We start from the raw sequence: 23,545 nt of genomic DNA on the forward strand, positions 1-23,545 counted from the left end.
CAACTTCCGCTATGCTGAGCCTGTTAACTTGACAGGGAAATGTTCATGGCCTCACTGCTTCTGATAGACGATCATCCACTGGTTGAAGTAGCACTCGAAGCTGCGTTAGCTAAATCCCCCATTCCTCTTCAACTTTATTCCGCCTGCAGCGAACAGTCCGCCCGCGCTTTTCTCTCGCTTCCGCCCGATATCGTCGTGCTGGACATCGGCTTGCCCGATGGTGATGGGCTGGAGATCCTGCGTCGCCTGAAAATCCATTTACCCGACTGCCCGGTGCTGATTTATTCTGCCCAGCAAACTAGCCACTACGTCAGGCGCGCTCAGGCCCTGGGCGCGGCGGGCTATGTGGTGAAGAGCCAACGCATGGAGCAGTTACTCAGTGCGATTCTGGCGGTACTCGGTGGGCACGCCGCCTTCCCCGACTGTCCTGACGAGCCGGAACTGCCGTTGACCAGTAAAGAGCGCCAGATACTGGCTTTGCTGGCCAGTGGCTTATCCAACCTGCAAATTGCCGAGCGGCTGCATATCAGTAACAAAACCGTCAGCACCCACAAAAAGAATATTCTGGAAAAAACCGGCACCCGCTCCGTCGTTGAGCTGGCTGATTTATGGAAAGCACAGCAGTGAGACGCTGGCTGCTCCTGTTCCTGCTGATGTTTACCACGCTAGCGCAGGCCGATGTGCGCCCGGTCAGCAGCATCAGTCTGCCCATGATGATGCCGGTCAAAGGCGCCGAGCTGATGCAGGGCAAAGTCTTGCGGGTCGGCCTGCTGGAGGAGAATAATGCGCCCTGGACAATGCGGGTGGGTAACGATCTCTACGGCATCGATGCCGATTACCTGGCCGCGCTGCACCAGTTAACCGGGGCGCAGTTCACGCTCAGTCTTTATGCCACTCAGGCTGACTTATTAGGCGCACTAACGGACGGCCGGATAGATTTTGCTTTGGGAATGATTGCCCCGCCCCTGCCAGCCAATACGGTCGCCAGCGACAGCTGGTTTAGCAGTCCGTTGCGTATTTATCGCAATCAGCAGAACCAGCGTGCCGTGATGTTCAATAGTCATAATGCTCAGTTGGCTATCAGTCATCTCACGCTGGCCCAGCTGCCCCCGGCCCTGGCGGCCCGTCATCAGTGGCGAACCTACGGCAGCGATCTTCAGGCGCTCTATACGTTGTTGAATCAGCAGAACGATTACGTTGTGGCGGATGAAACCAGCGCGGGTTTTCTGTTGAGTCAGTTGCAACAGGGACAAATCTACCAAATCGCTTCCGGCATCGATGCCGGTCAGCTCAACCTGCGCGCCGTGGCGCGCGATCCGGCGCTTATCGCGTGGCTGAACGAGAGTCTGCGTCAGCTCCCCGCCGAGCTGATGAGTACCCTGCAGGCGCGCTGGAGCAGCAGTCTTCCCCGCTATCAGGACACGCAGACGCTGATGCTTAGCGCCAGCGAGCGCGAGTGGATAACGGCCCACCCGGTTGTGGCCTACGCCGCTGAAGCGGATAACTATCCCTGGAGTTACCGTGACAGCAACGGCACCGCGCGGGGCTACGGTATTGATCTGCTCAACGCGGTGGCCCAAAGCACAGGATTACGTTTTACCCCGCGCTGGGTCAGTAACCCTCAGGAGGCCGCCAGTCTGATCGCTCAGCACCAGGTGATGTTACAGCTGATGCAGCCGCTTAACGGCGAAACGCAAAGTACCAGCCTGCCGGTCTGGCGCGCGCTGTGGGGCATTTATATCCGCCAGCCAGCTGACTGGTCGCACTGGAGCGATCTGGCAGGCAAGCGCATCGGAATTCTGCAGAATGACCTGGCGCAACGCCTTATTCCTGAGAACGCGCAGGTTCAACGCTACAGCGACCGAAACAGCCTGTACGATGCGCTGGCAACCGGGCAGATTGATGCCTTAGTGGATAACGTGTTGTCCGCGCGCTGGCGGATTGCCAGCCGCAACGATCCGCAGATTCATCTGGCTTTTGCCGCCAGCGATATTGCGTGGCCCATCGCGGTGGGCATCGCGCCCGATCGGCCCGAGCTGCGTTCCCTTCTGGATCGCGCATTGCAACAGATCCCCGCCGATACGCAAAACCAGATGCGCGATCGCTGGTCGATGCCACCGCAACCTGGCAGCGTTGCGGCGATGCGTGTTCTGCCGGTGGCCGTATTGTTGACGGGCGGCGTCGCCATCGTGATTTTGCTGGTGCTGCTTGCCCGGCGTTACTGGCAACAGCGACGTGACCGTCAACAGCGTGAGCAGGCCGAACGCGCCAACGCGATGAAAAGCCAGTTTTTAGCGACGGTCAGTCACGAACTGCGCACGCCCATGCAGGCGATACTGGGCTTGCTGGAGCTGGAAAAACAGCAGCGTTCCAGTGACAACCTGCAACTGCTGCACCGCAGCGCGCAGTCACTGATGACGCTGCTTAACGATCTGCAGGATCATGCGCGTATTGAAAATAACAGTTTTGCCCTGTCGCCCCGTCCGCTGGCGCTAGCCCCCTGGCTGGCGCAGCAGCGCCATTTCTACCACCCGTTGATGCGCCCGGAGGGGCCGCGGCTGCAGGTTGAAGCCCTGACCCCGCTGCCTGACGCGATTATGATGGATGCCGATCGCCTGCAGCAGGTCGTGAATAATCTCATCACCAACGCGTTTAAATTTACCCGGCAGGGCCTGATTCGCCTGACGCTGTCGGCCACGGACAGGTTGCAGTTAACCGTGAGCGACAACGGCAGCGGCATCCCGGCAGAGGAGCAGCGTAAACTGTTCGATCCCTGGTACCAGGCACCGTCGGGAAAAGCCGTATCGGTCCAGGGCAGCGGACTGGGGTTGTTTATCTGTCGGGAGATGGTGCAGCGGATGGGCGGCGATATTGCACTCCATTCCGTACCCGGCAAAGGCACGGATGTCACGATCGTGCTGCCACTGATCCCCTGTGATCCCGTTCCTGACAGCGACCCGACCGCCCTGCCGGGCTTTCCGGGGCTGCGCGTGGCGGTGGTTGACGATCATCCCACCAACCTGATCGTCATGGAGCAGCAGCTTGCCCGCTTTGCTGTTCAGGCTGACTGTTTTGAGCATGGCCGCGATCTGCTGCTGGCCGATGCGCGCTGCCCTTACGACCTGCTGTTTATCGATCAGATGATGCCGCGTCCTGATGGCACGCTGCTGCTGCGCCTGTTACGCCGTCGGCAACGACAGCGTGGCGGCAGGCAGCGACGGGTGCTGTGTTCCGCCGATGCGCAGTTACTTAACGTGCAGCTGGCTGCGAACGAGCGCGTGCTGATTAAACCGGTTCAGCTACAGGATATCGGCGAGATACTGGCAGACTTCCGCGACGATCCGCTGGCGTCAGTGGAGGACAATCTGTGGCAGCTGGCACAGCAAAACGAGAAATTTCTTAACCGACTGGGTAAAACATTACGTGATACCCTGGAGAAAGATCGGGCACAGCTGTATGCCGCGCACCAGACCGGTGACGCGACGCAGCTGGCCGAGTCAGCACACCGTATGAAAGGAAGCTGGCTGTTGATTGGCATTGAAGAAGGGGCAAGGCTCTGTCAGCAGCTGTCTGACAAGGCGAAGCACCAGCAGGACAGCTCAGCAGAATGGCAATTGCTGATATCATTGACCGACAGGTTATTACTCAAACTGGATACTTATGGCACACACCCACTCTCATAGCGGTCAGGACACCAACCGTAAGCGCCTGATGGCGGCCTTTGCCGTGACGGCGCTCTTTATGGTCGCGGAAGTGATTGGCGGCTGGATTTCAGGCTCACTGGCCCTGCTGGCGGATGCAGGTCATATGCTGACCGACGCCGCCGCGCTGCTGATGGCATTACTGGCCGTACAGTTTGCCAAACGTAAACCCAACGATCGTCATACCTTTGGTTTGCTGCGGCTTACCACGCTGGCCGCCTTCGTTAACGCTATTGCCCTGATCCTGATTACCTTCCTGATTGTCTGGGAAGCCATTGAACGCTTCTCCCATCCGCAGCCCATCACCGGCGGCCTGATGCTGGGCATTGCTATTGGCGGGCTGCTGGCGAATATTCTCTCATTCTGGCTGCTGCACCACGGCAGTGAAGAGAAGAACCTCAACGTGCGGGCGGCCGCCTTGCATGTGATGGGCGACCTGCTGGGTTCGGTAGGTGCCATCGTCGCGGCGGTCATCATTCTGTTGACGAACTGGACGCCTGCTGACCCTATTTTGTCGATTCTGGTGTCACTGCTGATACTGCGTAACGCCTGGGCGCTGCTGCGGGAGAGTTTTCATGAGCTACTGGAAGGCGCGCCTGATTCGCTGGATGTGACTAAGCTCAGACGCGATCTGAAGCGTAATATTGCAGAGGTGCGCGATGTTCATCATGTGCATATCTGGCAGGTGGGCGAGAAGCCGATTTTAACGCTGCACGTTCAGGTGATCCCGCCACGCGATCATGATGGTTTACTGCGCCGCATTCACACCTATCTGCACGACCATTATCAAATTGAACACGCGACGGTGCAGATGGAGTTTCAGCCCTGTGTGGGACCGGACTGCGCGCTTAACACGCCGGTGATTGAGGGAGCTCACCACCATCACGAGCACGGTGAGCACGCACATCATCACTGAGCAGACAGCGCACGAGAACCCTGTTTTCGTGCGCTGATTATCCACATCCTCGAGCCATTGAGCGCAATCAACGTCAAAATAGCGTACTCCAGCGCCATCGCGTAAACCCCCTGACGGGCAAATATCATCACGCTGATGACGTTGATAATCACCCAAAGCAGCCAGTTCTCGACGTACTTACGCGTCATCAGCACCATGGCCACAATCGACAGCACCATCAGGCAGGCGTCCCAGAAGGGAAACGCATCCGGCTGCAGCGTGGGCATCGCCACGGCAAAGCCCGCCGCATTCATGAGGCTCACCGCCATTTGAGTGAGAAAGGCAAAGACCGGATCGATATACACCGTCATAAACGCAATCGCGATCACGCAGCCAACCGCCCAGCCAATGGCTTTTGCGCGCGGTAACCAGCGTATAGTTAACTCGGCCTGATGATCCGACGTTTGCCGACTCCAGGCGTACCAGCCATAAACGTTAGCCGCAAAAAAGAACAGCTGTAACAGCAGGCTGGCATAAAGCTGAATTTGAAAAAAGATCACCGCAAACAACGTGACGTTTAGCAGACCAAACGCATAGTTGACGATCTTTTCCAGACTGGCGAGCCAGATACACAGCAGGCCCGCCAGTGTCCCAATGGCTTCAATCCATGAGAGATCGTAGCCCGTGGCCCCCAGGGGGATGTGCACTAAAATATTTTGTGTGCTAAAAAAATCCATATCAGCCACCTGTCAAAGACGCGCGTTACGCGTTTCCTTTCACGTTATGTTTGAGATTTGCAGCAAAGGATAGCATACGGTTCAGCGGTACCAGTGCGGCTTCACGCAGCGCCGCATCCACGTGAATTTCATGTGCCTGCCCACCTGACTCCAGCGCCTCGGCAATGGCTTGCAGTCCGTTCATGGCCATCCAGGGGCAGTGCGCACAGCTTCGGCAGGTCGCACCTTCGCCTGCCGTCGGCGCTTCCAGCAATATTTTGTCGGGCACCGCCTGCTGCATCTTGTAAAAGATACCGCGATCGGTCGCCACGATCATCTGCGGATGCGGCAGGCTTTTGGCAGCCTGAATCAGCTGGCTGGTCGAGCCTACCGCATCGGCCAGATCCACAATCGCCTGGGGCGATTCGGGATGAACCAGCACCGCCGCATCCGGATAAAGCGCCTTCATCCGCTGCAGTGCCTGGGTTTTGAACTCATCATGGACGATGCAGGCGCCCTGCCAGCACAACACATCGGCCCCGCTTTTTTGACTGACGTAGCGCCCCAGATGCCGATCGGGTGCCCAGATAATCTTCTCACCCAGGCTATCCAGATGCTCGATTAATTCCACCGCGATACTGGAGGTGACCACCCAGTCGGCGCGCGCTTTCACCGCCGCCGAGGTATTCGCGTAAACCACGACTGTACGATCGGGATGGGCATCGCAAAAGGCGTTAAATTCCTCAATCGGACAGCCAAGATCCAGCGAGCATTCGGCTTCAAGCGTGGGCATCAGGACGGTTTTTTCCGGGCTGAGGATTTTGGCCGTTTCCCCCATAAACCGGACGCCGGCCACCAGCAGCGTACCGGCCGCATGCTGGCTGCCGAAGCGCGCCATTTCGAGCGAGTCAGAGACGCAGCCACCGGTTTCTTCCGCCAGGGCCTGAATCTCAGGATCGGTGTAGTAATGCGCCACCATCACGGCATTGCGAGCCTTAAGCAGCGCTTTAATTTTTTCCCGATAAAAGGTTTTTTGCTCGTCGTTCAGCCGGGCAGGCTTCGGGGGAAAAGGATAAACAGCATTTTCTGGATCAAAGATTGCGCTCATGACACCGCTCTCGTTCTGTAAAATTAACGAAAATCGCCAGTTATGGCTCAACAGGACGTAAATATCGCCATCGTGTTTTATATGCTAAACACGATAGCGGAAAAGCGGCAGAGTGTCGTGTTTTATTTGTTCGCTACGATGAAGAGAGGCCGACAAGCCCCTGCTGGGGCGCTTCCAGCTTGAGTAAGAAGGCTTTGACCGCCAGCCCGCCCGCAAAGCCGGTCAGTTTGCCATTCGTCCCAATCACCCGATGACAGGGCGCCACAATCGACAGCGGGTTTCGGCCATTCGCCGCGCCCACCGCGCGCACCGCGGCAGGATGACCAATCGCCTCGGCAATTTGTCGATAACTGCGCGTTTCGCCAAAGGGAATGGTGAGCAGCGCCTGCCACACTTTTATCTGAAAGTCGGTTCCGGCGAAATCCAGCGGTAAGGTAAAACGCTGGCGCGTCCCCGCGAAATACTCGTGCAGCTGGGTTTCGGTTTCGCGCAGCACCGGATGGTTATCGTCGCGTTCTACCGGCGATAAGCGGGGATGTCTGCGCACTTCGTCCTGCCATAAAATGGCCGCCAGACCGCGATCGCTGGCGATAAGCGTGAGTTCGCCGACCGGGGTTGTCACAGGTTTGCAGTAATACATGCTGTTCCTCCCATCATCATTCTGTCGGGCATTATCGCACTTTTTTAGCGTCAAACTGGCTGTTTTCGGTCATTACAATAAACTGATGTGCTGTCCGAAAACAGCCAGTCAATCTCATCCGCCAGCGCTACGCTGTCGCTATTTGCCGGAGAGCAACCATGTTTGATCCAGATACGGCTTACCAGGCGTTAACGTCGCGGGATACGCGTTTTGACGGCGTGTTTTTTGTTGGCGTGACCTCAACCGGCATTTATTGTCGTCCGATATGTCCGGTTAAGCCGCCGATGCAAAAAAACTGCGTGTTCTTTAGCAGTGCTGAGGCCGCGGAGAAAGCGCGTTTTCGCCCCTGCCTGCGCTGTCGTCCTGAACTGGCACCCGGTAATGCGCCCGTCGACAATGCCCACAGAGTGGCCGACCGTCTGGTGCAGCGCATTGAAGAGGGGTTGCTGGAAGAGCACGCAGGACTGGACGACATCGCCACCGAGTTTGGCATGAGTGCCCGTCAGCTGCGGCGGATTGTGCAGCAGGAGTTAGGCGTCACCCCGCTGGAGCTGAAACAGACACGGCGCATGTTGCTGGCCAAGCAGCTACTGACTGAAACCACGCTCCCGGTTACCGATGTTGCCTACGCCAGCGGCTTCGGCAGTTTACGGCGCTTTAATGACGTGTTCCAGGCCCGCTATCGCATGACACCCGGCGCCTTGCGAAAAACCGCGCCGCAACCCACACAGCAGCCAGGCGATACCATGCAACTACAGCTCAGCTATCGCCCGCCCTATGACTGGCAGGCAATGCTGGATTTTCTGCAGTTGCGGTTGATGAAAGAGATTGAAGCCGTTGAGGGCCAAACCTACCGCAGAACCGTGGCGCTGGGTCAGTATCGCGGCTGGGTCAGCGTTTCACCGCTCCCGGCCAGGCATGCGCTCCGCGTTGAGTTCACGCTGTCCCTGACGCCGGTATTACCTGCACTCCTGCGCCGCCTGCGCGATCTGTTCGACCTGAACGCGCAGCCGCAGCGAATTGCGGCTCACCTGCAGCAGGATCCTCTGCTGGCACAAAGCCTTCATGACGCTCCCGGCCTGCGCGTGCCTGGCGCGTTTGACAGCGTTGAAATGGGCGTCCGTGCCATTCTGGGTCAGCAGGTCACCGTGAAAGCAGCGACCACCCTCAGCAGCCGTTTTGCCCAGGCGTTTGGTGAGCCCTGCTCGACGCCATTCCCGGACCTGTCCCGCTATACTGTCCAGCCACAGCGCATCGCACAGGCGACGGTCGATGAGATTGCCAGCCTTGGGATTGTCAGCGCGCGAGCCAGAGCGATTCTGGCGTTTGCAGGTGCCTGTGTTGAGGGCAGCCTGCGTTTTAACGCTACGCTCACGCCCGATGAGATTATGACGCGGCTGGTCGCGCTGCCGGGCATTGGCCCCTGGACCGCGCATTACATCGCCATGCGCGCACTGCGCTGGCCTGATGCTTTTCCCAAAGAGGATATTGCTATACGCAATAAGCTGGGAGGCCTGACGCCTAAGGCCGCAGAAGTTCGTTCGCAGCAGTGGCGCCCGTGGCGCAGCTATGCCGTGATGCATATCTGGAAAAGCCTGTAAGCCTTACGCGGCGCGCTCATAATTTCTGCATTATCAAAAAAATAACCGCGTTCTTACTAAACTCCTGCCCTGTGCAACCGATAACCAATTTGGCTTAACATCGTTGACATGGGCAGGAGGCAGAAGTCATGGGGTTGCGGTTAGAAAATACAAAAATTGCGCACAAACTCAGTTTAGGATTTGGACTCGTTTTATTGTTAGTGGTGGGCTCGGGCAGTATCAGCGTATTACGCTTTAAAAATATTCGTGATGTTTATGAACAAAGCACCCTGATTTACGATATCAACATTGATGTCTTTCAGGCCAAAGTCAACCGGCTCAAACTGCTTTATGGGGATGAAAAAGCCGGCAAAGTGATGGCAGATTACATTGCCCACGCCTCTCAGCTCACTCAGGATGCTCAGCAGTTCACATGGCAGCCTGAACAGCAGGCCGAACTTCAGGCTATCGCCAGTCAACTCAGTCACTTTCAAAGCAGCATCACCACCATGACCCAGGCAGTCCAGACGTTGGCCGCCACGGGTAAACAGCTCGATCAGCGCAACATGCAAAGCCAGTCAACCCTGTATGAAGCGTTAATTAAAACGCAGATGACCGATGCCAGCGTACTGTTCCAGCAGCTTCTCGCCATCAGCCAGCTACGCGATCAGCTTCAGTTACTGCGCTACGACCCGGTTAATGCCGCTACGCTTCAGGTGCAGCTTGAACAGCAAGCCAGGGCGATTCAGTCCAGCCTCTCCGCCTTATTACCGCAGTTGCCCCCGGAGGCACAGACGCAGTTGAACGCACTGTGGAGCGCAACGCTTGACGTGAAACAACTCAGTGAGCGTTACGCGGCAGGCTTTCGCGAACTCAGCGTTGCGGAAAGCGCCGTTAAAACGGACGGTGATAAAAGCAGTGCCATCATTAAAATGCTTCTGCAGCAGATGAAAGTTGAAAACAGCAACCTGACCCACGGTTCAATTAATCTGACGCTGCTGACGGTCAGCATTGCGGTTCTGCTGGGTATTCTCATCGCCTGGCTGATCAGCCGTCAGATCACCGCCCCTGTCCGAAACAACCTGCTGCTGGCCGAGCGCATCGCCAGCGGGGATTTAAGTGCCGATATCAAACCGGGCGGCCGTGATGAGCTTAGCAAGCTGGCCGGTGCAATGGGCGCAATGAATCACCGCCTGCGGACGATGATTCAGGAAGTCCGCGACAGCGTCTTCACCGTCTCCCAGGCGGCGAGCAGTATTAACAGCGACAACCACAACCTTTCCTCACGGACTGAGCAACAGGCAGCGGCTGTCGTGCAGACTGCTGCCAGCATGGAGCAGCTCACCGTGACGGTGAAGCACAACGCGGATAACGCTCGCCATGCCAGCCAGATAGCGGCGGAAGCCTCTTTGCAGGCTGAGCAAGGCGGTGCTGCGGTGAGTGAAGTGGTGCAAACCATGGGCGACATCTCTGCCAGTTCCAAAAAAATTGCCGAGATCACTGCCGTCATTAACAGCATCGCGTTTCAGACCAATATCCTGGCACTGAATGCGGCGGTTGAAGCGGCGCGGGCGGGCGAACAGGGGCGCGGATTTGCGGTGGTCGCCAGCGAAGTGCGTAATCTGTCTCAGCGCAGCGCTCAGGCGGCGAAAGACATTGAGCAGCTCATCAGTGCATCCGTTGGTCAGATTGCCGAAGGCAATAACCGCGTTGCGCGTGCGGGCGAGAGAATGGGACAGGTGGTGAATGCCATTTCCCGCGTCAATCATATTGTGGGTGAGATCTCTTCGGCTTCTGACGAGCAAAGCCGCGGTATTGAGCAGATCGCCCGGGCGGTATCGGAGCTGGACAGCACCACGCAGCAAAACGCCTCGCTGGTCTCCGCCTCTGCCCTGTCCGCCAATGCCCTGGAAGATCAGGCGCTGCGGCTCGAAACGCTGCTGAAACAGTTCAATCTCGAACCGGGCCAGACCGCCGCACGCTAATCCTGCTGATGCCTCACGCCACACAAGCGCCCACAGGGCGCTTTTTTTATGGCAGATGGCTAGCAAGGAGGCGGATGATTCAGTCGGCCTGTGGCGGGCGCTTATCGCACGTTTAACCGCACTGCACGCCTGACGAAATGCCCGGTGGGCGTGCTTTTCTGAATGGGTGGGTCGTGCAGGATTGCCTCAGCGGGCGGGCCTCGCCCTCCGGGTAATGCTGACGCATCAGCCTGAATCGCTGCGCGATTCAGTCGAACCTGCTGCAGGTTCTCATCCCACACGTTTTACGCATAGCAAAAAGGCGCCTTTAGGGCGCCTTTCAACATTGGTGGGTCGTGCAGGATTGCCTCGGCCCGGCGGGCCTCGCCCTCCGGGTGATGCTGACGCATCAGCCTGAATCGCTGCCCGATTCAGTCGAACCTGCTGCAGGTTCTCATCCCGCACGTTTTACGCATAGCAAAAAGGCGCCTTTAGGGCGCCTTTCAACATTGGTGGGTCGTGCAGGATTGCCTCGGCCCGGCGGGCCTCGCCCTCCGGGTAATGCTGACGCATCAGCCTGAATCGCTCTGCGATTCAGTCGAACCTGCTGCAGGTTCTCATCCCGCACGTTTAACTACGCGGCGCGACAAACGAAAAGAGCGCCCACTGGGCGCTCTTTTCTGAATTGGTGGGTCGTGCAGGATTGCCTCGGCCCGGCGGGCCTCGCCCTCCGGGTAATGCTGACGCATCAGCCTGAATCGCTGCGCGATTCAGTCGAACCTGCTGCAGGTTCTCATCCCGCACGTTTAAATACGCGGCGCGACAAACGAAAAGAGCGCCCGGAGGGCGCTCTTTCCTGAATTGGTGGGTCGTGCAGGATTCGAACCTGCGACCAATTGATTAAAAGTCAACTGCTCTACCAACTGAGCTAACGACCCGCTCGGGGCTGACAACCGCTCAAACACATTCACCAATAATGCCTGAGGTTAAGATGGTGGGTCGTGCAGGATTCGAACCTGCGACCAATTGATTAAAAGTCAACTGCTCTACCAACTGAGCTAACGACCCATCTTAAGGTTGTGAAGCAATACTGAAGGTTCTCTTGGGGAACAACGTCCTGCGGGAGATGGTGGGTCGTGCAGGATTCGAACCTGCGACCAATTGATTAAAAGTCAACTGCTCTACCAACTGAGCTAACGACCCATCTTCAGGCTTGCCAGACACATCTGCAATGTGTCCCGGCAACGGCGGCATATATTACTGATTTACCGAGGTAGCGCAACCCTTATTTTCTGTTAAAGGGTTCAATTGCCTACCTTTCATGCGGCAAGACCAGAAATCACTCGATATCCGGTCAAACCTGCACAAATTACATACCAGACAACCGTTTTTGCGCCTGCTTAGCAGATTCGGTATCAGGATAAAGTTTGATCACCTGTTGATAAACGGCTTTGGCTTTCGCCGTGTCGTTTTTCTCCTGCATGATCACGCCAACCTTTAACAACGCTTCAGCAGCCTTGGGAGATTTTGGATACTGCTTCACCACCGTGGCGTAATAATACGCGGCGTCGTCTTTCTTGCCTTTGTTATAAAACAGCTGCCCCAGCCAGTAATTGGCATTCGGCTGATACGTCGAATCCGGATAGCGTTTCACCCACGCCTGTAGCGCAGCGATCGCCTGGTCATACTGTTTTTTCTCCAGAATGAGCGCGACAGCAGCATTGTAATCGCTGTTGGCATCGCCACTCTGTACCGGCGCACTGCCGCCGGCTGCTGCGGCACCGGAATCCGTGCCAGAGGCTGCTGCCGCGCCCGCACCGGCGCTATCACCGGCACCTGCGGCTGGCTGGCTGGCGTTGCTGTTATTGCTGCTCAGACTGTCGATCTGCTGATAGATCTGCTTCTGGCGCTCAACAACCTGGTTCAGCTGATAGGTATTTTGCTGGATTTCCCCACGCAACGAGTCGATATCCCGCTGGTTATCACTCATCTGCTGCTGCAGTTGCTGCATCAGCTGTGCCTGGGCGTTTGAGATTCTTTCTAGACTGGTGACGCGGTCTTCGACCGAGCCGGAGCCAACGCTACTGATTGACGCTTGGGCATTAGCGGCCCAGGGGGCCGCTACGCCAATCAGTAACGACAGACTCAACAGGTGATGTCTGAAGTTACTAACCATATGATTCTCTTAGTATACCAGTACGGCACGACGGTTTTTAGCGTAAGCCGCTTCGTCGTGGCCCAGAACGGCCGGCTTCTCTTTACCGTAAGAAACGATAGACATCTGGTCAGCTGACACGCCTTTACCTTGCAGATACATCTTAACGGCGTTAGCACGACGCTCGCCCAGGGCGATGTTGTATTCTGGCGTACCGCGCTCATCCGCATGACCTTCGATGGTCACTTTGTATGATGGATTGCTACGCAGGAAGTTAGCGTGCTGATCCAGCATCTGAGCGTAGTCAGACTGAACGTCATATTTGTCCAGACCGAAGTAAACGATGTTGTTCTGTTGCAGCTGTTGCATCTGCAGACGCGCCTGCTCATCAGAAGACATGTTACCGTTGCCGTTCATGCCAGAGTTAGCACCGTAAGCGCCATCAGCACCTGCGCCAGACTGGTCATTGTTGTTATTTTTGTGTGAGCTACACGCCGCAACTGCCATGATTGGCAGAGCCAGCATTAAACCCTTCAGTACTTTGTTCAGTTGCATTTGAAAATTCCCATTATTGTTTATTTTTTTGTAATGTCAGAAAGCTCAAACATTACAGGTACGGCGACCAGGCAGGAAATTTGACCTGTCCATCAGTTGCCGGAAGACGCGCTTTGAAACGACCGTCAGTCGAGACCAACTGCAACACGGAACCCATGCCCTGAGTAGAGCTGTAGATCACCATAGTGCCGTTTGGTGCCAGGCTCGGCGTTTCATCCAGGAACGTGTCCGTTAACGTTTGAACGGCTCCCGTTACCAGATCCTGTTTGGCGACGTGTTGAGCACCGCCACTGGTGCTAATCATCACCATTGATTTACCATCGCTGGCCACATCAGCATCCTGGTTCTGAGCCCCTTCCCAGGTAATACGCTGTGGTGAACCACCATTGATACCAATCTTATAAATTTGTGGTGCGCCAGCCTGGTCAGAGGTGTAAGCCAGCGTCTGGCTGTCCGGGAACCAGGTCGGTTCAGTACTGTTATAACGGCCGTCGGTGATCTGACGAATCTGACCAGAAGCCAGGTCCATTACGTACAGATTCAGGCTACCGGTTTTCGATAAGGCGAACGCCAGTTTGGTGCCGTCAGGCGAGAACGCCGGAGCACCGTTATGACGTGGGAATGAAGCCACCTGACGCACCGCGCCGTTCGAGAGCGTCTGAATAACCAGCGCCGACTTGCCGCTTTCAAAGGTCACGTAGGCCACTTTGCTGCCGTCTGGCGACCAGGCCGGTGACATCAGTGGCTGTGGTGAACGATGCACGACGAACTGGTTATAGCCGTCGTAGTCCGCCACGCGCAGTTCGTAAGGGAACTGACCGCCGTTGGTCTGCACCACATAGGCGATACGAGTACGGAATGCCCCTTTGATGCCCGTCAGTTTCTGGAACGCTTCATCACTCACGGTATGCGCCGCGTAACGCAGCCACTGTTTCGTGATTTTGTAAGAGTTCTGCGCCAGCACGGTACCCGGAGCACCTGCCGTATCGACCAGCTGGTAAGATACCTGATAGCTGCCGTCGGCGTTAGGCTGAATCTGTCCTACGACGACAGCATCAATGCCCAGTGCACTCCATGCAGCAGGCTGAACTTCCTGCGCGCTGGTCGGCTGCTGTGGCAGGCGAGAACGATCGAGCGGATTAAACTTACCGCTGTTACGCAGGTCAGCCGCGACGATGCCACCGATATCTTCCGGTGCCGCGCCAGGGCCTGCCCACTTGAACGGAACCACACCAATGGGACGCGCGCTGTTGACGCCCTGGGTGATTTCAATGCGAACCTCTGCGTGCAGCACTGCTGCCCACAACAGGATAAAAAAGCCTAACGTTACGCGAAGAGCTTGCTTCATTTTATCTCCCTTATCTGAACCTGAGTCCGCGATAATTGGCACTGTTCCTGAAAACCACGAGTACAACTAGAGTACGGCAAGCTAACCATAGATCAACCTGCCGCCGGTTACTGCATTATTGCGGTCTGAAACGCATCGGCGCGTTTTTAAACACTTCGTACACCGCTTGTGAAGGCGGTTTCGGAATACGTGCCTGCTTCGCTGCCGCGATGGCAGCCTGACAGAGCGCCGGATCGCCCCCTTCTGATTTCACATCAATCAGCATACCGTCAGGAGCAAGTTTAATACGTAAGTCACAGCTTTTGCCGCTATACAGGTCCGCATCGTAAAAACGGCTCTGGATAGCACTGGTAATCTGGCCAAGGTACGCGTTCACATCTGCGCCAGAGGCACCCGCTTTCTTCTGGTTGCCCTGCCCTGCAGCACCGCCAGAGGCGCCGCTTTTCGGTGCATTCTTACCGGACGCTAAGCCGCCCAGCAGATCGTCGACGTCGCTGTCGTTCGCTGCCTCAGCCGCCGCTTTCGCTTTTGCTTCCGCTTTTGCCTTCGCGTCTGCTTTGGCTTTTGCGGCAGCATCGGCCTTGGCTTTTGCTGCGGCTTCGGCTTTTTCTTTCGCGGCTTTCTCTTTGGCTTCAGCCGCCGCTTTCTCTTTAGCTTCCTGCGCGGCCGCGGCTTTAGCTTCGGCGGCGGCTTTCGCTTCTGCCGCTTTGGCTTCTTTAGCGGCTTCCGCTTTAGCCTGCTTCGCGGCTTCAGCCTTGGCCTGTTTCGCGGCCTCGGCAGCCTCGGCTTTCGCCTGTTGTTCAGCCTGTTTCTTTGCTTCGGCCGCGGCGGCTTTCGCCTGTTGCTCAGCCTGCTTCTTCGCCTCGGCCGCAGCCTGCTTAGCGTCTTCCTGAGCCTTTATTTTCGCGTCAGCGGCTGCTTTCTGCTGTTCAGCCTGGGCTTTCGCCTGCTGCTTCGCGTCTTCCTGGGCCTGCAGGCGTTCTTTTTCCAGCTCTTTCAGCCGCTGTTGTTCAGCCGCCTGCTTCTGCTGGAGCTCTTCGGCCTGCTGTTGTGACTGTTTCTGGCGCTGCTGCTCGGCACGCTGACTGTCGCTTTGCTGATTCTGCTGACGATTATATTGCTCAACCACCGCACCGGGATCGACCATAACTGCCTCGATATCGCTCCCGCCGCCGCCTCCGCTGGCTTCAATGTGCTCATTAAATGAGCTCCATATCAGCAGCGCAATCAGCACGATATGCAGAATCACCGAAATGATTATCGCGCGCTTTAATTTTTCGTTTTGCTCGGTTGCCTTCGACACACTCGGTTCCCAAAAACGGTTCGACTTTAAATCGGCTGCGTCATCAAACCGACAGATTTAACTCCAGCCTGATGCAGCAGGTTCAGCGCCTTAATGATTTCATCATAAGGGACCTCTTTGGCACCGCCGATCAGAAAGACAGTTTTCGGATTGGCTTCCAGACGACGTTGCGCTTCGCTAATCACCTGTTCAGGGGGTAGCTGCGATAAACGATCGTGATCCACCACCATGCTGTATTGGCCCACACCGGACACTTCTACAATTACAGGCGGATTATCATCACTGGAAACCGTCTTCGAATCCGTCGCATCCGGCAAATCCACTTCCACGCTTTGGGTAATGATCGGGGCCGTCGCCATAAAAATCAGCAACAGCACCAGCAAGACGTCCAGCAGTGGAACAATGTTGATTTCCGACTTTAGCTCGCGGCGACCGCGACCACGCACTCGGGCCATCATTTACCTCTGTTTACTTAGCGCTGTCGCTGGAAAAAGCCTGACGATGCAGGATAGCCGTGAACTCTTCCATGAAGTTGTCATAGCCCTGTTCCAGTTTATTGACGCGCTGGTTCAGTCGGTTATAAGCCATTACCGCAGGAATTGCCGCGAATAAACCGATAGCGGTCGCGATCAACGCTTCTGCGATACCCGGCGCAACCATCTGTAGCGTGGCCTGCTTTACGGCGCCCAGGGCAATAAAGGCATGCATAATCCCCCACACCGTACCAAACAGACCAATATACGGGCTGATGGACCCTACGGTGCCAAGGAAGGGAATGTGATTTTCCAACGCTTCCAGCTCACGATTCATGGAAATGCGCATCGCCCTGCTCGCCCCTTCCACTGCCGCCTCAGGCGCATGGTTGTTGACCCGATGCAGACGTGCGAACTCTTTGAAGCCGGCGTAAAAGATTTGCTCCGAGCCTGCCAGCTCTTCGCGACGCGCCTGACTTTCCTGATACAGGCGAGAAAGCTCAACGCCGGACCAGAATTTGTCTTCAAAGGCATCAGCTTCCCTTCCCGCCGCATTCAGAATACGCGTGCGCTGGATAATGATTGCCCATGAAGCAATCGAAAAGCCGATCAAAATCAACATGATAAGTTTGACCAGAAGGCTCGCCTTCAGGAACAAATCAAGAACGTTCATGTCAGTCACTGCTTGAACTCCGCGACAATAGACTTGGGAAGCGCAATCGGCTTCATTAGGTGTGGGTTGATGCAGGCAATCAGGACTTCTGCCTCATTGAGCACTTTGCCTTCTGCATTCACGATACGCTGGGTAAATGTCATCGTCGCCCGGGTCATTGATGTCACTTCACTCTGAATTTCCAGAAGATCGTCAAGACGCGCCGCCGAAAGATAGTCCACCGTCATGCGCCGCACCACAAAAGCAATCTGCTGTTCTAACAGCGTCTGCTGATTGAAATGATGCTGACGCAACATTTCGGTACGTGCTCGTTCATAAAAAGCGATATAGCTGGCGTGATAAACCACACCACCGGCATCGGTATCTTCATAGTAGACCCGAACCGGCCAGCGAAACAGCGTTGTACTCACTCTACATCCCGGCCTCGTTTTAAACGTTGCTACTATACGCAAGACAATTGGGGTTGGGAATGGGCTGCCAGGGCCAGGAGAAAATAATTATCAGTTGGTTACAACCGGAAGGCTTTAGTGGAGGTTTCTTGACCAGACGCTGAAGTAAACTCACGCTTCAGCGTAAAATGCTGACGGGCTGTCAGAGATAAAACCGGCTTACGCCCCACAAGAGTATCACTAATGCGGGTAAAGGGGTAAACAGAGCACGCCAGCGTAATCGTCGCGGACGAAACCCAACACCGTAAATCACGCCGGTGCATACCGCCCAGATGAGCAACACGCCCTGCCACAGCAGAATGCCGCCAGCACCGCTGGCATAACGTGCGGGATTCCACAGCAGACATCCCGCCAGCCAGAGTGCCAGCACCAGTGAAAGGGCCCGGAACGGGCCCTTATCCATCAGACGACAGGTCGTCTGTAGCCATCCGCTCATCAGGATTGTCGATCCGATGCGGCGCTGTCTTCGATATGCTCTATGGCCAGCGCCGTGATGATACCAAAGGCGCAGGCCAGCAAGGTGCCAAGAATCCAGGCAAAATACCACATGTGTTGACTCCTTATCAGTACAGTGAGTTGCTGTTGCTCTCAACATGCTCTTTGGTGATACGGCCAAACATCTTCCAGTAACACCAGCTGGTGTAAAGCAGGATGATGGGCACAAAAATAATCGCGGCAAAGGTCATGGTTTTCAGCGTCAGCAGACTGGAGGTTGCATCCCACATGGTCAGACTGGTGCCCGGTACCGTGCTGGAAGGCATAATAAACGGAAACATGGCAATACCGGCCGTCATAATGACGCAGGCAAGCGTCAGTGAAGAGAACACAAACGCCCATGCGCTTTTGTGCATACGTGAGCACAGCACCGTCAGCAGAGGCAGCACAACGCCCAGCAGTGGGAATAACCACAGCACGGGATGCTGCTGGAAATTCACCATCCAGGCACCGGCTTCGCGCACCACGGTTTTACCCAGCGGATTCGAGGCCGCATAGTGATCAAGCGTACTGGTCACCACATAACCGTCAATGCCGTACTTCACCCACACGCCCGCCAGTGCGAAGCACACCATCATCACCAGCGTGGAAATCTGGGTCGTGGCGCGTGCGCGCAGGTACAGTTCGCCGTTCGTGCGCATCTGCAGGTAGGTTGCGCCCTGCGCCAGTATCATGGCGACGCTCACCACCCCTGCCAGCAGGCCAAAGGGATTAAGTAACTGGAAGAAGTTACCGGTGTAATACAGGCGCATATACTCATCAGCATGAAACGGCACACCCTGGAGCAGGTTGCCAAAGGCCACGCCAATCACCAAAGGAGGGACGAAGCTGCCGATAAAAATGCCCCAGTCCCAGGCGCCGCGCCAGCGCTTGTCTTCAATCTTAGAGCGGTAATCAAAGCCCACCGGACGAAAGAACAGCGACGCCAGCACCAGAATCATTGCCACATAAAATCCTGAAAACGCTGCCGCATAAACCATCGGCCAGGCGGCAAACAGCGCACCACCCGCAGTAATTAACCAGACCTGGTTACCGTCCCAGTGCGGCGCAATGGTGTTAATCATTACCCGACGCTCGGTATCGGTGCGTCCCAGCAGGCGCGTCAGCATGCCCACGCCCATATCAAAGCCATCAGTGACGGCAAAGCCCACCAGCAAAATGCCGATCAGCAGCCACCAGACAAAGCGCAGAACTTCGTAATCAAACATGGCGGTTCTCCTTATCCACGTACCGGCTGAACGGTTTTCGCCATCTGCTCATGGTGATAACGACCCGTTTTCAGGCTACTTGGACCCAACCGGGCAAATTTAAACATCAGGTACATCTCGGCGACCAGGAACAGGGTATACAGACCGCAGATCAGCCCCATGGAGAACAGGATATCCCCAACGGTGAGCGACGAGTTCGCCACGGCCGTTGGCAGCACTTCGCCTATCGCCCAGGGTTGACGGCCGTACTCCGCCACAAACCAGCCTGCTTCAACCGCAATCCACGGCAGCGGAATGCCATACAGCGCGGCCTTGAGTAACCAGCGATGTTTGCCGATACGATTACGAATGACGCTCCAGAACGACAGCGTGATAACGCCGAGTAACAGCACGCCGCAGAGCACCATGATGCGGAAGGCAAAATACAGCGGCGCCACGCGTGGAATGGAATCCTGTGTTGCCTGCTTGATTTGCGCCTCGCTGGCATCTGAGACGTTTGGCGTATAGCGCTTCAACAACAGACCATAACCCAGATCTTTTTTGCTGTGATTAAAGGCATCACGCACGGCCGGATCGGTATTCCCGCTGCGCAGTTCATTTAACAGTGCGTAGGCTTTCATCCCGTTACGAATGCGAACTTCATGTTGGGTCATAAGCTCTTTCAGGCCCGTTACCGGCGTATCCGTAGAACGGGTGGCGATGAGTCCCAGCAGATAAGGAATTTGAATGGCGTAGTGGTTCTCTTGTGATGCCTGATCGGGTAGACCGAACAGCGTAAAGGCAGCCGGAGCAGGCTGGGTTTCCCATTCGGCTTCAATGGCCGCCAGCTTGGTTTTCTGCACATCGCCCATTTCGTAACCGGACTCGTCGCCCAACACGATGACTGACAATACAGCTGCCATACCGAAACTTGCCGCGATAGCAAAAGAGCGTTTGGCAAACGCCGTGTCGCGGCCTTTCAGTAAATACCAGGCGCTGATGCCTAAAATAAACATGGCACCGGTGGTGTACCCTGCCGCGACGGTGTGAACAAATTTCACCTGGGCGACTGGATTTAAGACCAGCTCAGAGAAGCTCAGCATCTCCATGCGCATGGTTTCAAAGTTAAACTCAGAGGCAATTGGGTTTTGCATCCAGCCGTTTGCCACCAGAATCCACAGCGCCGACATATTGGATCCCAGCGCCACCAGCCAGGTCACGGCCAGGTGCTGAACTTTGCCCAGCCGATCCCAGCCGAAAAAGAACAGGCCAACAAAGGTGGACTCAAGAAAGAAAGCCATTAATCCTTCAATAGCTAACGGCGCGCCAAAAATATCGCCGACATAATGAGAATAGTAAGACCAGTTGGTGCCGAACTGAAACTCCATGGTCAGTCCGGTCGCCACGCCCAGCGCAAAGTTAATACCAAATAACTTGCCCCAGAATTTTGTCATATCCTTATAAACTTGTTTGCCGCTCAGCACATAGACCGTTTCCATTATCGCCAGCAAAAACGCCATACCGAGCGTTAAAGGTACGAAAAGAAAATGGTACATGGCTGTTAAGGCAAACTGTAAACGCGACAGCTCGACAATATCTAGCATAATGACTCCTTGCTCCTCACCTTAACTCTGTATCCGTACAGACTGAATAAGAGTCAGGAACGACTGATTATTGATTCCAGTTTTGTCATCGACAGGACAGTACTGTGTGCGGCCTGGGATGAGGGCGTAACCGTTAACGGTAACCTGTGAAACACCAATGCAGCCGCGTGGTTCAGACGTTTAACGGGGCATAATTTAAAAATTGATGCTTTCCCGTATTTGAACAAACGTTTGATTATTTTTTTAAAAGGCTGGATTGATGCAGCGCAATTTAAGCGCTTAACCGCGCCCTTTGCTAGCAGTAAAGTTTGTTATATATGGCGGGAAATTGATTTGGAATAAGGAAATAATGTGGGAAATATGTTTAAACGGAAGCTTTGTTAAAAATGTGTCACCGGGCAATTTAATTTTATATAAATATTTAACTTTATAGCGTGTTTAATAACGCCCATTCTTTTTGCGCCCCAAAAGCCAGGTCAGATAAAGCATACCAAACACCACGGAAATACTTAAGATTATTTTATGTTATTTAAGGCACGACGCCAATCAGTTATGCGGCAAAAAGGCGTGCTCAGGTTTAAACGATAAAAAAAGCCACCCGAAGGTGGCTTAATGCATTCCGCTCAGACCGCTTATTTGGCTGGCAGAACCGCTTTCACGGCATCGCCGATGTCAGCCAGGCTGCGTACGGTTTTCACACCTGCGGCTTCCAGCGCAGCAAACTTCTCGTCTGCCGTTCCTTTACCACCGGCAATGATGGCGCCAGCGTGGCCCATACGTTTGCCCTTCGGTGCCGTTACGCCCGCAATGTAGCCGACAACCGGCTTGGTCACGTGCTCTTTGATGAACGCAGCAGCTTCTTCTTCCGCACTACCACCGATTTCACCGATCATGACGATCGCTTCAGTCTGTGGATCGTCCTGGAACATTTTCAGGATGTCGATGAAGTTAGAGCCCGGGATCGGGTCGCCGCCGATGCCGACACAGGTAGACTGACCGTAACCGATATCGGTGGTTTGCTTAACGGCTTCATAGGTCAGGGTACCGGAACGCGAGACGATACCGACACGGCCAGGCTGGTGAATGTGGCCCGGCATGATGCCGATCTTACATTCGCCAGGAGTGATCACACCCGGGCAGTTTGGCCCGATCATGCGCACGCCTGCTTCATCCAGCTTCATCTTCACGGTCAGCATATCCAGCGTTGGGATGCCTTCGGTGATGGTGATGATCAGCTTGATACCTGCATCGATAGCTTCCAGGATACCGTCTTTGCAGAACGGAGCTGGCACATAGATGACGGTTGCGGTCGCGCCTGTGGCTTCAACGGCTTCACGCACGGTGTTGAACACCGGCAGGCCCAGATGGGTGGTGCCGCCTTTGCCCGGTGTTACGCCGCCAACCAGCTGCGTGCCGTATGCCAGCGCCTGCTCAGAGTGGAAAGTTCCCTGTCCGCCGGTGAATCCCTGGCAAATGACTTTGGTGTTTTTGTCGATCAAAATGGACATTATTTACCCTCCGCAGCAGCAACAACACGCTGTGCCGCGTCTGTCAGACTGGTTGCTGCAATGATGTTCAGACCACTGTCCGCCAGTTTCTTAGCGCCCAGTTCAGCGTTGTTACCTTCCAGACGTACCACGACCGGTACGTTAACACCGACTTCTGCTACTGCACCGATGATGCCGTCTGCGATCAGGTCGCAACGCACGATGCCGCCGAAGATGTTAACGAATACCGCTTTCACCGCGTCGTCAGACAGGATGATTTTAAAGGCTTCGGTTACGCGCTCTTTGGTCGCGCCGCCGCCGACATCCAGGAAGTTCGCTGGCTGGCCACCGTGGTGCTTAACGATGTCCATCGTACCCATCGCGAGGCCTGCGCCGTTAACCATACAACCGATGTTGCCTTCCAGCGCAACATAGTTCAGTTCCCACTGTGTCGCGTGCGCTTCACGAGGATCTTCCTGGCTTGGATCGCGCATTTCACGCAGCTCTGGCTGACGGAACAGGGCATTGCCATCGGCACCCAGTTTGCCATCCAGACAGATCAGGTCGCCCTGCTTGGTGATCACCAGCGGGTTGATCTCAACCATCGCCAGATCGCGCTCCAGGAACATGGTGGCCAGACCCATGAAAATTTTGGTGAACTGGCTGACTTGCTTACCGGTCAGGCCCAGTTTAAAGGCTAACTCACGGCCCTGATAAGGCTGTGGACCGGCCAGTGGATCAAGCGCCATTTTGTGGATCAGGTGTGGCGTTTCTTCTGCCACTTTCTCGATTTCCACGCCGCCTTCGGTCGATGCCATAAAGATGACGCGACGGGTTGCACGGTCAACCACGGCACCCAGGTACAGCTCCTGATCGATATCGGTTGCCGCTTCAACCAGAATCTGGTTTACCGGCTGACCATTGGCGTCAGTTTGGTAGGTCACCAGACGTTTGCCCAGCCAGTTTTCAGCGAAAGCACGGATGTCTTCTTTGCTGTTAACCACTTTCACACCGCCCGCTTTACCGCGGCCACCGGCATGAACCTGACATTTAACTACCCACGGGCCTGCACCGATTTTCGATGCCGCTTCTTCTGCTTCACGTGGTGTAGTACAGGCGTAGCCGGTCGGTGCTGGCATGCCATACCGTGCAAACAGCTGTTTAGCCTGGTATTCGTGTAAGTTCATGATGTTCTATCCATTCAGATCTGAA

The 23,545-nt window shown here is 55.5% G+C and carries 21 protein-coding genes, 3 tRNA genes and 4 other RNA genes; 5 read left to right on the forward strand and 23 right to left on the reverse strand.

The genetic code is table 11. From position 1 onward, the window contains the following. The first annotated feature begins 45 nt into the window (after nucleotides 1–45). From AAIE03_RS11770 to zitB, 3 genes are read left to right on the forward strand one after another with little or no spacing between them, the layout of a single operon-like run. Complete coding sequence (locus AAIE03_RS11770; protein WP_022623683.1) at nucleotides 46–627, forward strand: LuxR C-terminal-related transcriptional regulator; 582 nt, start codon at nucleotides 46–48, stop codon at nucleotides 625–627. Then, nucleotides 609–3,683 carry a hybrid sensor histidine kinase/response regulator gene (locus AAIE03_RS11775; RefSeq protein WP_014593207.1) on the forward strand — a complete coding sequence of 1,025 codons (3,075 nt, stop codon included), beginning with the start codon at nucleotides 609–611 and terminating at the stop codon, nucleotides 3,681–3,683. The genes AAIE03_RS11770 and AAIE03_RS11775 overlap by 19 nt, the downstream gene beginning before the upstream one ends. After that, on the forward strand, nucleotides 3,661–4,617 hold the full coding sequence (gene zitB, locus AAIE03_RS11780; protein WP_024472424.1) for a CDF family zinc transporter ZitB: 957 nt from the start codon (nucleotides 3,661–3,663) through the stop codon (nucleotides 4,615–4,617). The genes AAIE03_RS11775 and zitB overlap by 23 nt, the downstream gene beginning before the upstream one ends. Here the strand turns inward: zitB and pnuC are convergent. The 3 genes from pnuC to AAIE03_RS11795 all read right to left on the reverse strand — a co-directional run bounded on the left by pnuC (nucleotide 4,611) and on the right by AAIE03_RS11795 (nucleotide 7,060). Next, nucleotides 4,611–5,333 carry a nicotinamide riboside transporter PnuC gene (gene pnuC / locus AAIE03_RS11785; protein WP_014593205.1) on the reverse strand — a complete coding sequence of 241 codons (723 nt, stop codon included), beginning with the start codon at nucleotides 5,331–5,333 and terminating at the stop codon, nucleotides 4,611–4,613. The genes zitB and pnuC overlap by 7 nt on opposite strands. A 25-nt stretch (nucleotides 5,334–5,358) precedes the next feature. Continuing rightward, nucleotides 5,359–6,420, reverse strand: coding sequence for a quinolinate synthase NadA (gene nadA / locus AAIE03_RS11790; protein ID WP_014593204.1), 1,062 nt, complete (start codon nucleotides 6,418–6,420; stop codon nucleotides 5,359–5,361). Between the two features lie 133 nt (nucleotides 6,421–6,553). Then, on the reverse strand, nucleotides 6,554–7,060 hold the full coding sequence (locus AAIE03_RS11795) for a methylated-DNA--[protein]-cysteine S-methyltransferase (protein ID WP_019106133.1): 507 nt from the start codon (nucleotides 7,058–7,060) through the stop codon (nucleotides 6,554–6,556). 158 nt (nucleotides 7,061–7,218) lie between these two features. On the opposite strand from AAIE03_RS11795, the gene AAIE03_RS11800 reads away from it, so the two are divergent. Then, a complete protein-coding gene (locus tag AAIE03_RS11800) occupies nucleotides 7,219–8,661 on the forward strand; it encodes an AlkA N-terminal domain-containing protein (RefSeq protein WP_014593202.1) in 1,443 nt (480 codons plus the stop codon). A gap of 128 nt (nucleotides 8,662–8,789) precedes the next feature. Continuing rightward, nucleotides 8,790–10,625: a methyl-accepting chemotaxis protein gene (locus AAIE03_RS11805; RefSeq protein WP_024472427.1), complete on the forward strand. Its 1,836-nt coding sequence runs from the start codon at nucleotides 8,790–8,792 to the stop codon at nucleotides 10,623–10,625. Between the two features lie 164 nt (nucleotides 10,626–10,789). Here the strand turns inward: AAIE03_RS11805 and AAIE03_RS11810 are convergent. The 20 genes from AAIE03_RS11810 to sucC form a co-directional block, all read right to left on the reverse strand. Beyond that, a non-coding RNA gene (locus tag AAIE03_RS11810) (RtT sRNA) lies at nucleotides 10,790–10,920 on the reverse strand. Between the two features lie 31 nt (nucleotides 10,921–10,951). Continuing rightward, nucleotides 10,952–11,083: non-coding RNA, RtT sRNA (locus AAIE03_RS11815), on the reverse strand. Between the two features lie 31 nt (nucleotides 11,084–11,114). Next, a non-coding RNA gene (locus tag AAIE03_RS11820) (RtT sRNA) lies at nucleotides 11,115–11,246 on the reverse strand. Nucleotides 11,247–11,290: 44 nt separating this feature from the next. Next, nucleotides 11,291–11,422: non-coding RNA, RtT sRNA (locus tag AAIE03_RS11825), on the reverse strand. A gap of 44 nt (nucleotides 11,423–11,466) precedes the next feature. Beyond that, nucleotides 11,467–11,542 (reverse strand) — tRNA-Lys (locus AAIE03_RS11830). A gap of 54 nt (nucleotides 11,543–11,596) precedes the next feature. Then, a tRNA-Lys gene (locus tag AAIE03_RS11835) sits at nucleotides 11,597–11,672 on the reverse strand. Between the two features lie 59 nt (nucleotides 11,673–11,731). Then, nucleotides 11,732–11,807 (reverse strand) — tRNA-Lys (locus AAIE03_RS11840). 166 nt (nucleotides 11,808–11,973) lie between these two features. Continuing rightward, nucleotides 11,974–12,780, reverse strand: coding sequence for a cell division protein CpoB (cpoB, locus tag AAIE03_RS11845; protein WP_013025077.1), 807 nt, complete (start codon nucleotides 12,778–12,780; stop codon nucleotides 11,974–11,976). 9 nt (nucleotides 12,781–12,789) lie between these two features. Then, a complete protein-coding gene (gene pal / locus AAIE03_RS11850; RefSeq protein WP_014593199.1) occupies nucleotides 12,790–13,314 on the reverse strand; it encodes a peptidoglycan-associated lipoprotein Pal in 525 nt (174 codons plus the stop codon). A 52-nt stretch (nucleotides 13,315–13,366) separates the two neighbouring features. After that, a complete protein-coding gene (gene tolB / locus AAIE03_RS11855) occupies nucleotides 13,367–14,662 on the reverse strand; it encodes a Tol-Pal system beta propeller repeat protein TolB (protein ID WP_014593198.1) in 1,296 nt (431 codons plus the stop codon). 115 nt (nucleotides 14,663–14,777) lie between these two features. After that, on the reverse strand, nucleotides 14,778–15,965 hold the full coding sequence (gene tolA / locus AAIE03_RS11860) for a cell envelope integrity protein TolA (RefSeq protein WP_498563017.1): 1,188 nt from the start codon (nucleotides 15,963–15,965) through the stop codon (nucleotides 14,778–14,780). 26 nt (nucleotides 15,966–15,991) lie between these two features. Then, complete coding sequence (gene tolR / locus AAIE03_RS11865) at nucleotides 15,992–16,420, reverse strand: colicin uptake protein TolR (RefSeq protein ID WP_014606291.1); 429 nt, start codon at nucleotides 16,418–16,420, stop codon at nucleotides 15,992–15,994. Nucleotides 16,421–16,433: 13 nt separating this feature from the next. After that, nucleotides 16,434–17,120, reverse strand: coding sequence for a Tol-Pal system protein TolQ (gene tolQ / locus AAIE03_RS11870; protein WP_013025072.1), 687 nt, complete (start codon nucleotides 17,118–17,120; stop codon nucleotides 16,434–16,436). Further along, a complete protein-coding gene (gene ybgC / locus AAIE03_RS11875; protein ID WP_013025071.1) occupies nucleotides 17,117–17,521 on the reverse strand; it encodes a tol-pal system-associated acyl-CoA thioesterase in 405 nt (134 codons plus the stop codon). The genes tolQ and ybgC overlap by 4 nt, the downstream gene beginning before the upstream one ends. A 181-nt stretch (nucleotides 17,522–17,702) precedes the next feature. Next, nucleotides 17,703–17,996, reverse strand: a complete 294-nt coding sequence (ybgE, locus tag AAIE03_RS11880; protein ID WP_014606292.1) for a cyd operon protein YbgE — start codon at nucleotides 17,994–17,996, stop codon at nucleotides 17,703–17,705. Next, nucleotides 17,996–18,109, reverse strand: coding sequence for a cytochrome bd-I oxidase subunit CydX (gene cydX / locus AAIE03_RS11885; RefSeq protein WP_013025070.1), 114 nt, complete (start codon nucleotides 18,107–18,109; stop codon nucleotides 17,996–17,998). Before cydX ends, ybgE begins: the two co-directional genes overlap by 1 nt. Before the next feature lie 14 nt (nucleotides 18,110–18,123). Then, on the reverse strand, nucleotides 18,124–19,263 hold the full coding sequence (gene cydB / locus AAIE03_RS11890; protein ID WP_013025069.1) for a cytochrome d ubiquinol oxidase subunit II: 1,140 nt from the start codon (nucleotides 19,261–19,263) through the stop codon (nucleotides 18,124–18,126). A gap of 11 nt (nucleotides 19,264–19,274) precedes the next feature. Beyond that, nucleotides 19,275–20,846, reverse strand: coding sequence for a cytochrome ubiquinol oxidase subunit I (gene cydA, locus AAIE03_RS11895; protein ID WP_019104975.1), 1,572 nt, complete (start codon nucleotides 20,844–20,846; stop codon nucleotides 19,275–19,277). Nucleotides 20,847–21,478: 632 nt separating this feature from the next. Further along, nucleotides 21,479–22,354, reverse strand: a complete 876-nt coding sequence (gene sucD / locus AAIE03_RS11900) for a succinate--CoA ligase subunit alpha (protein WP_013025067.1) — start codon at nucleotides 22,352–22,354, stop codon at nucleotides 21,479–21,481. After that, complete coding sequence (gene sucC, locus AAIE03_RS11905) at nucleotides 22,354–23,520, reverse strand: ADP-forming succinate--CoA ligase subunit beta (RefSeq protein WP_013025065.1); 1,167 nt, start codon at nucleotides 23,518–23,520, stop codon at nucleotides 22,354–22,356. Before sucC ends, sucD begins: the two co-directional genes overlap by 1 nt. Nucleotides 23,521–23,545: the final 25 nt, after the last annotated feature.

The sequence above is a fragment of the Pantoea sp. Ae19-2 genome, assembly GCF_059801205.1.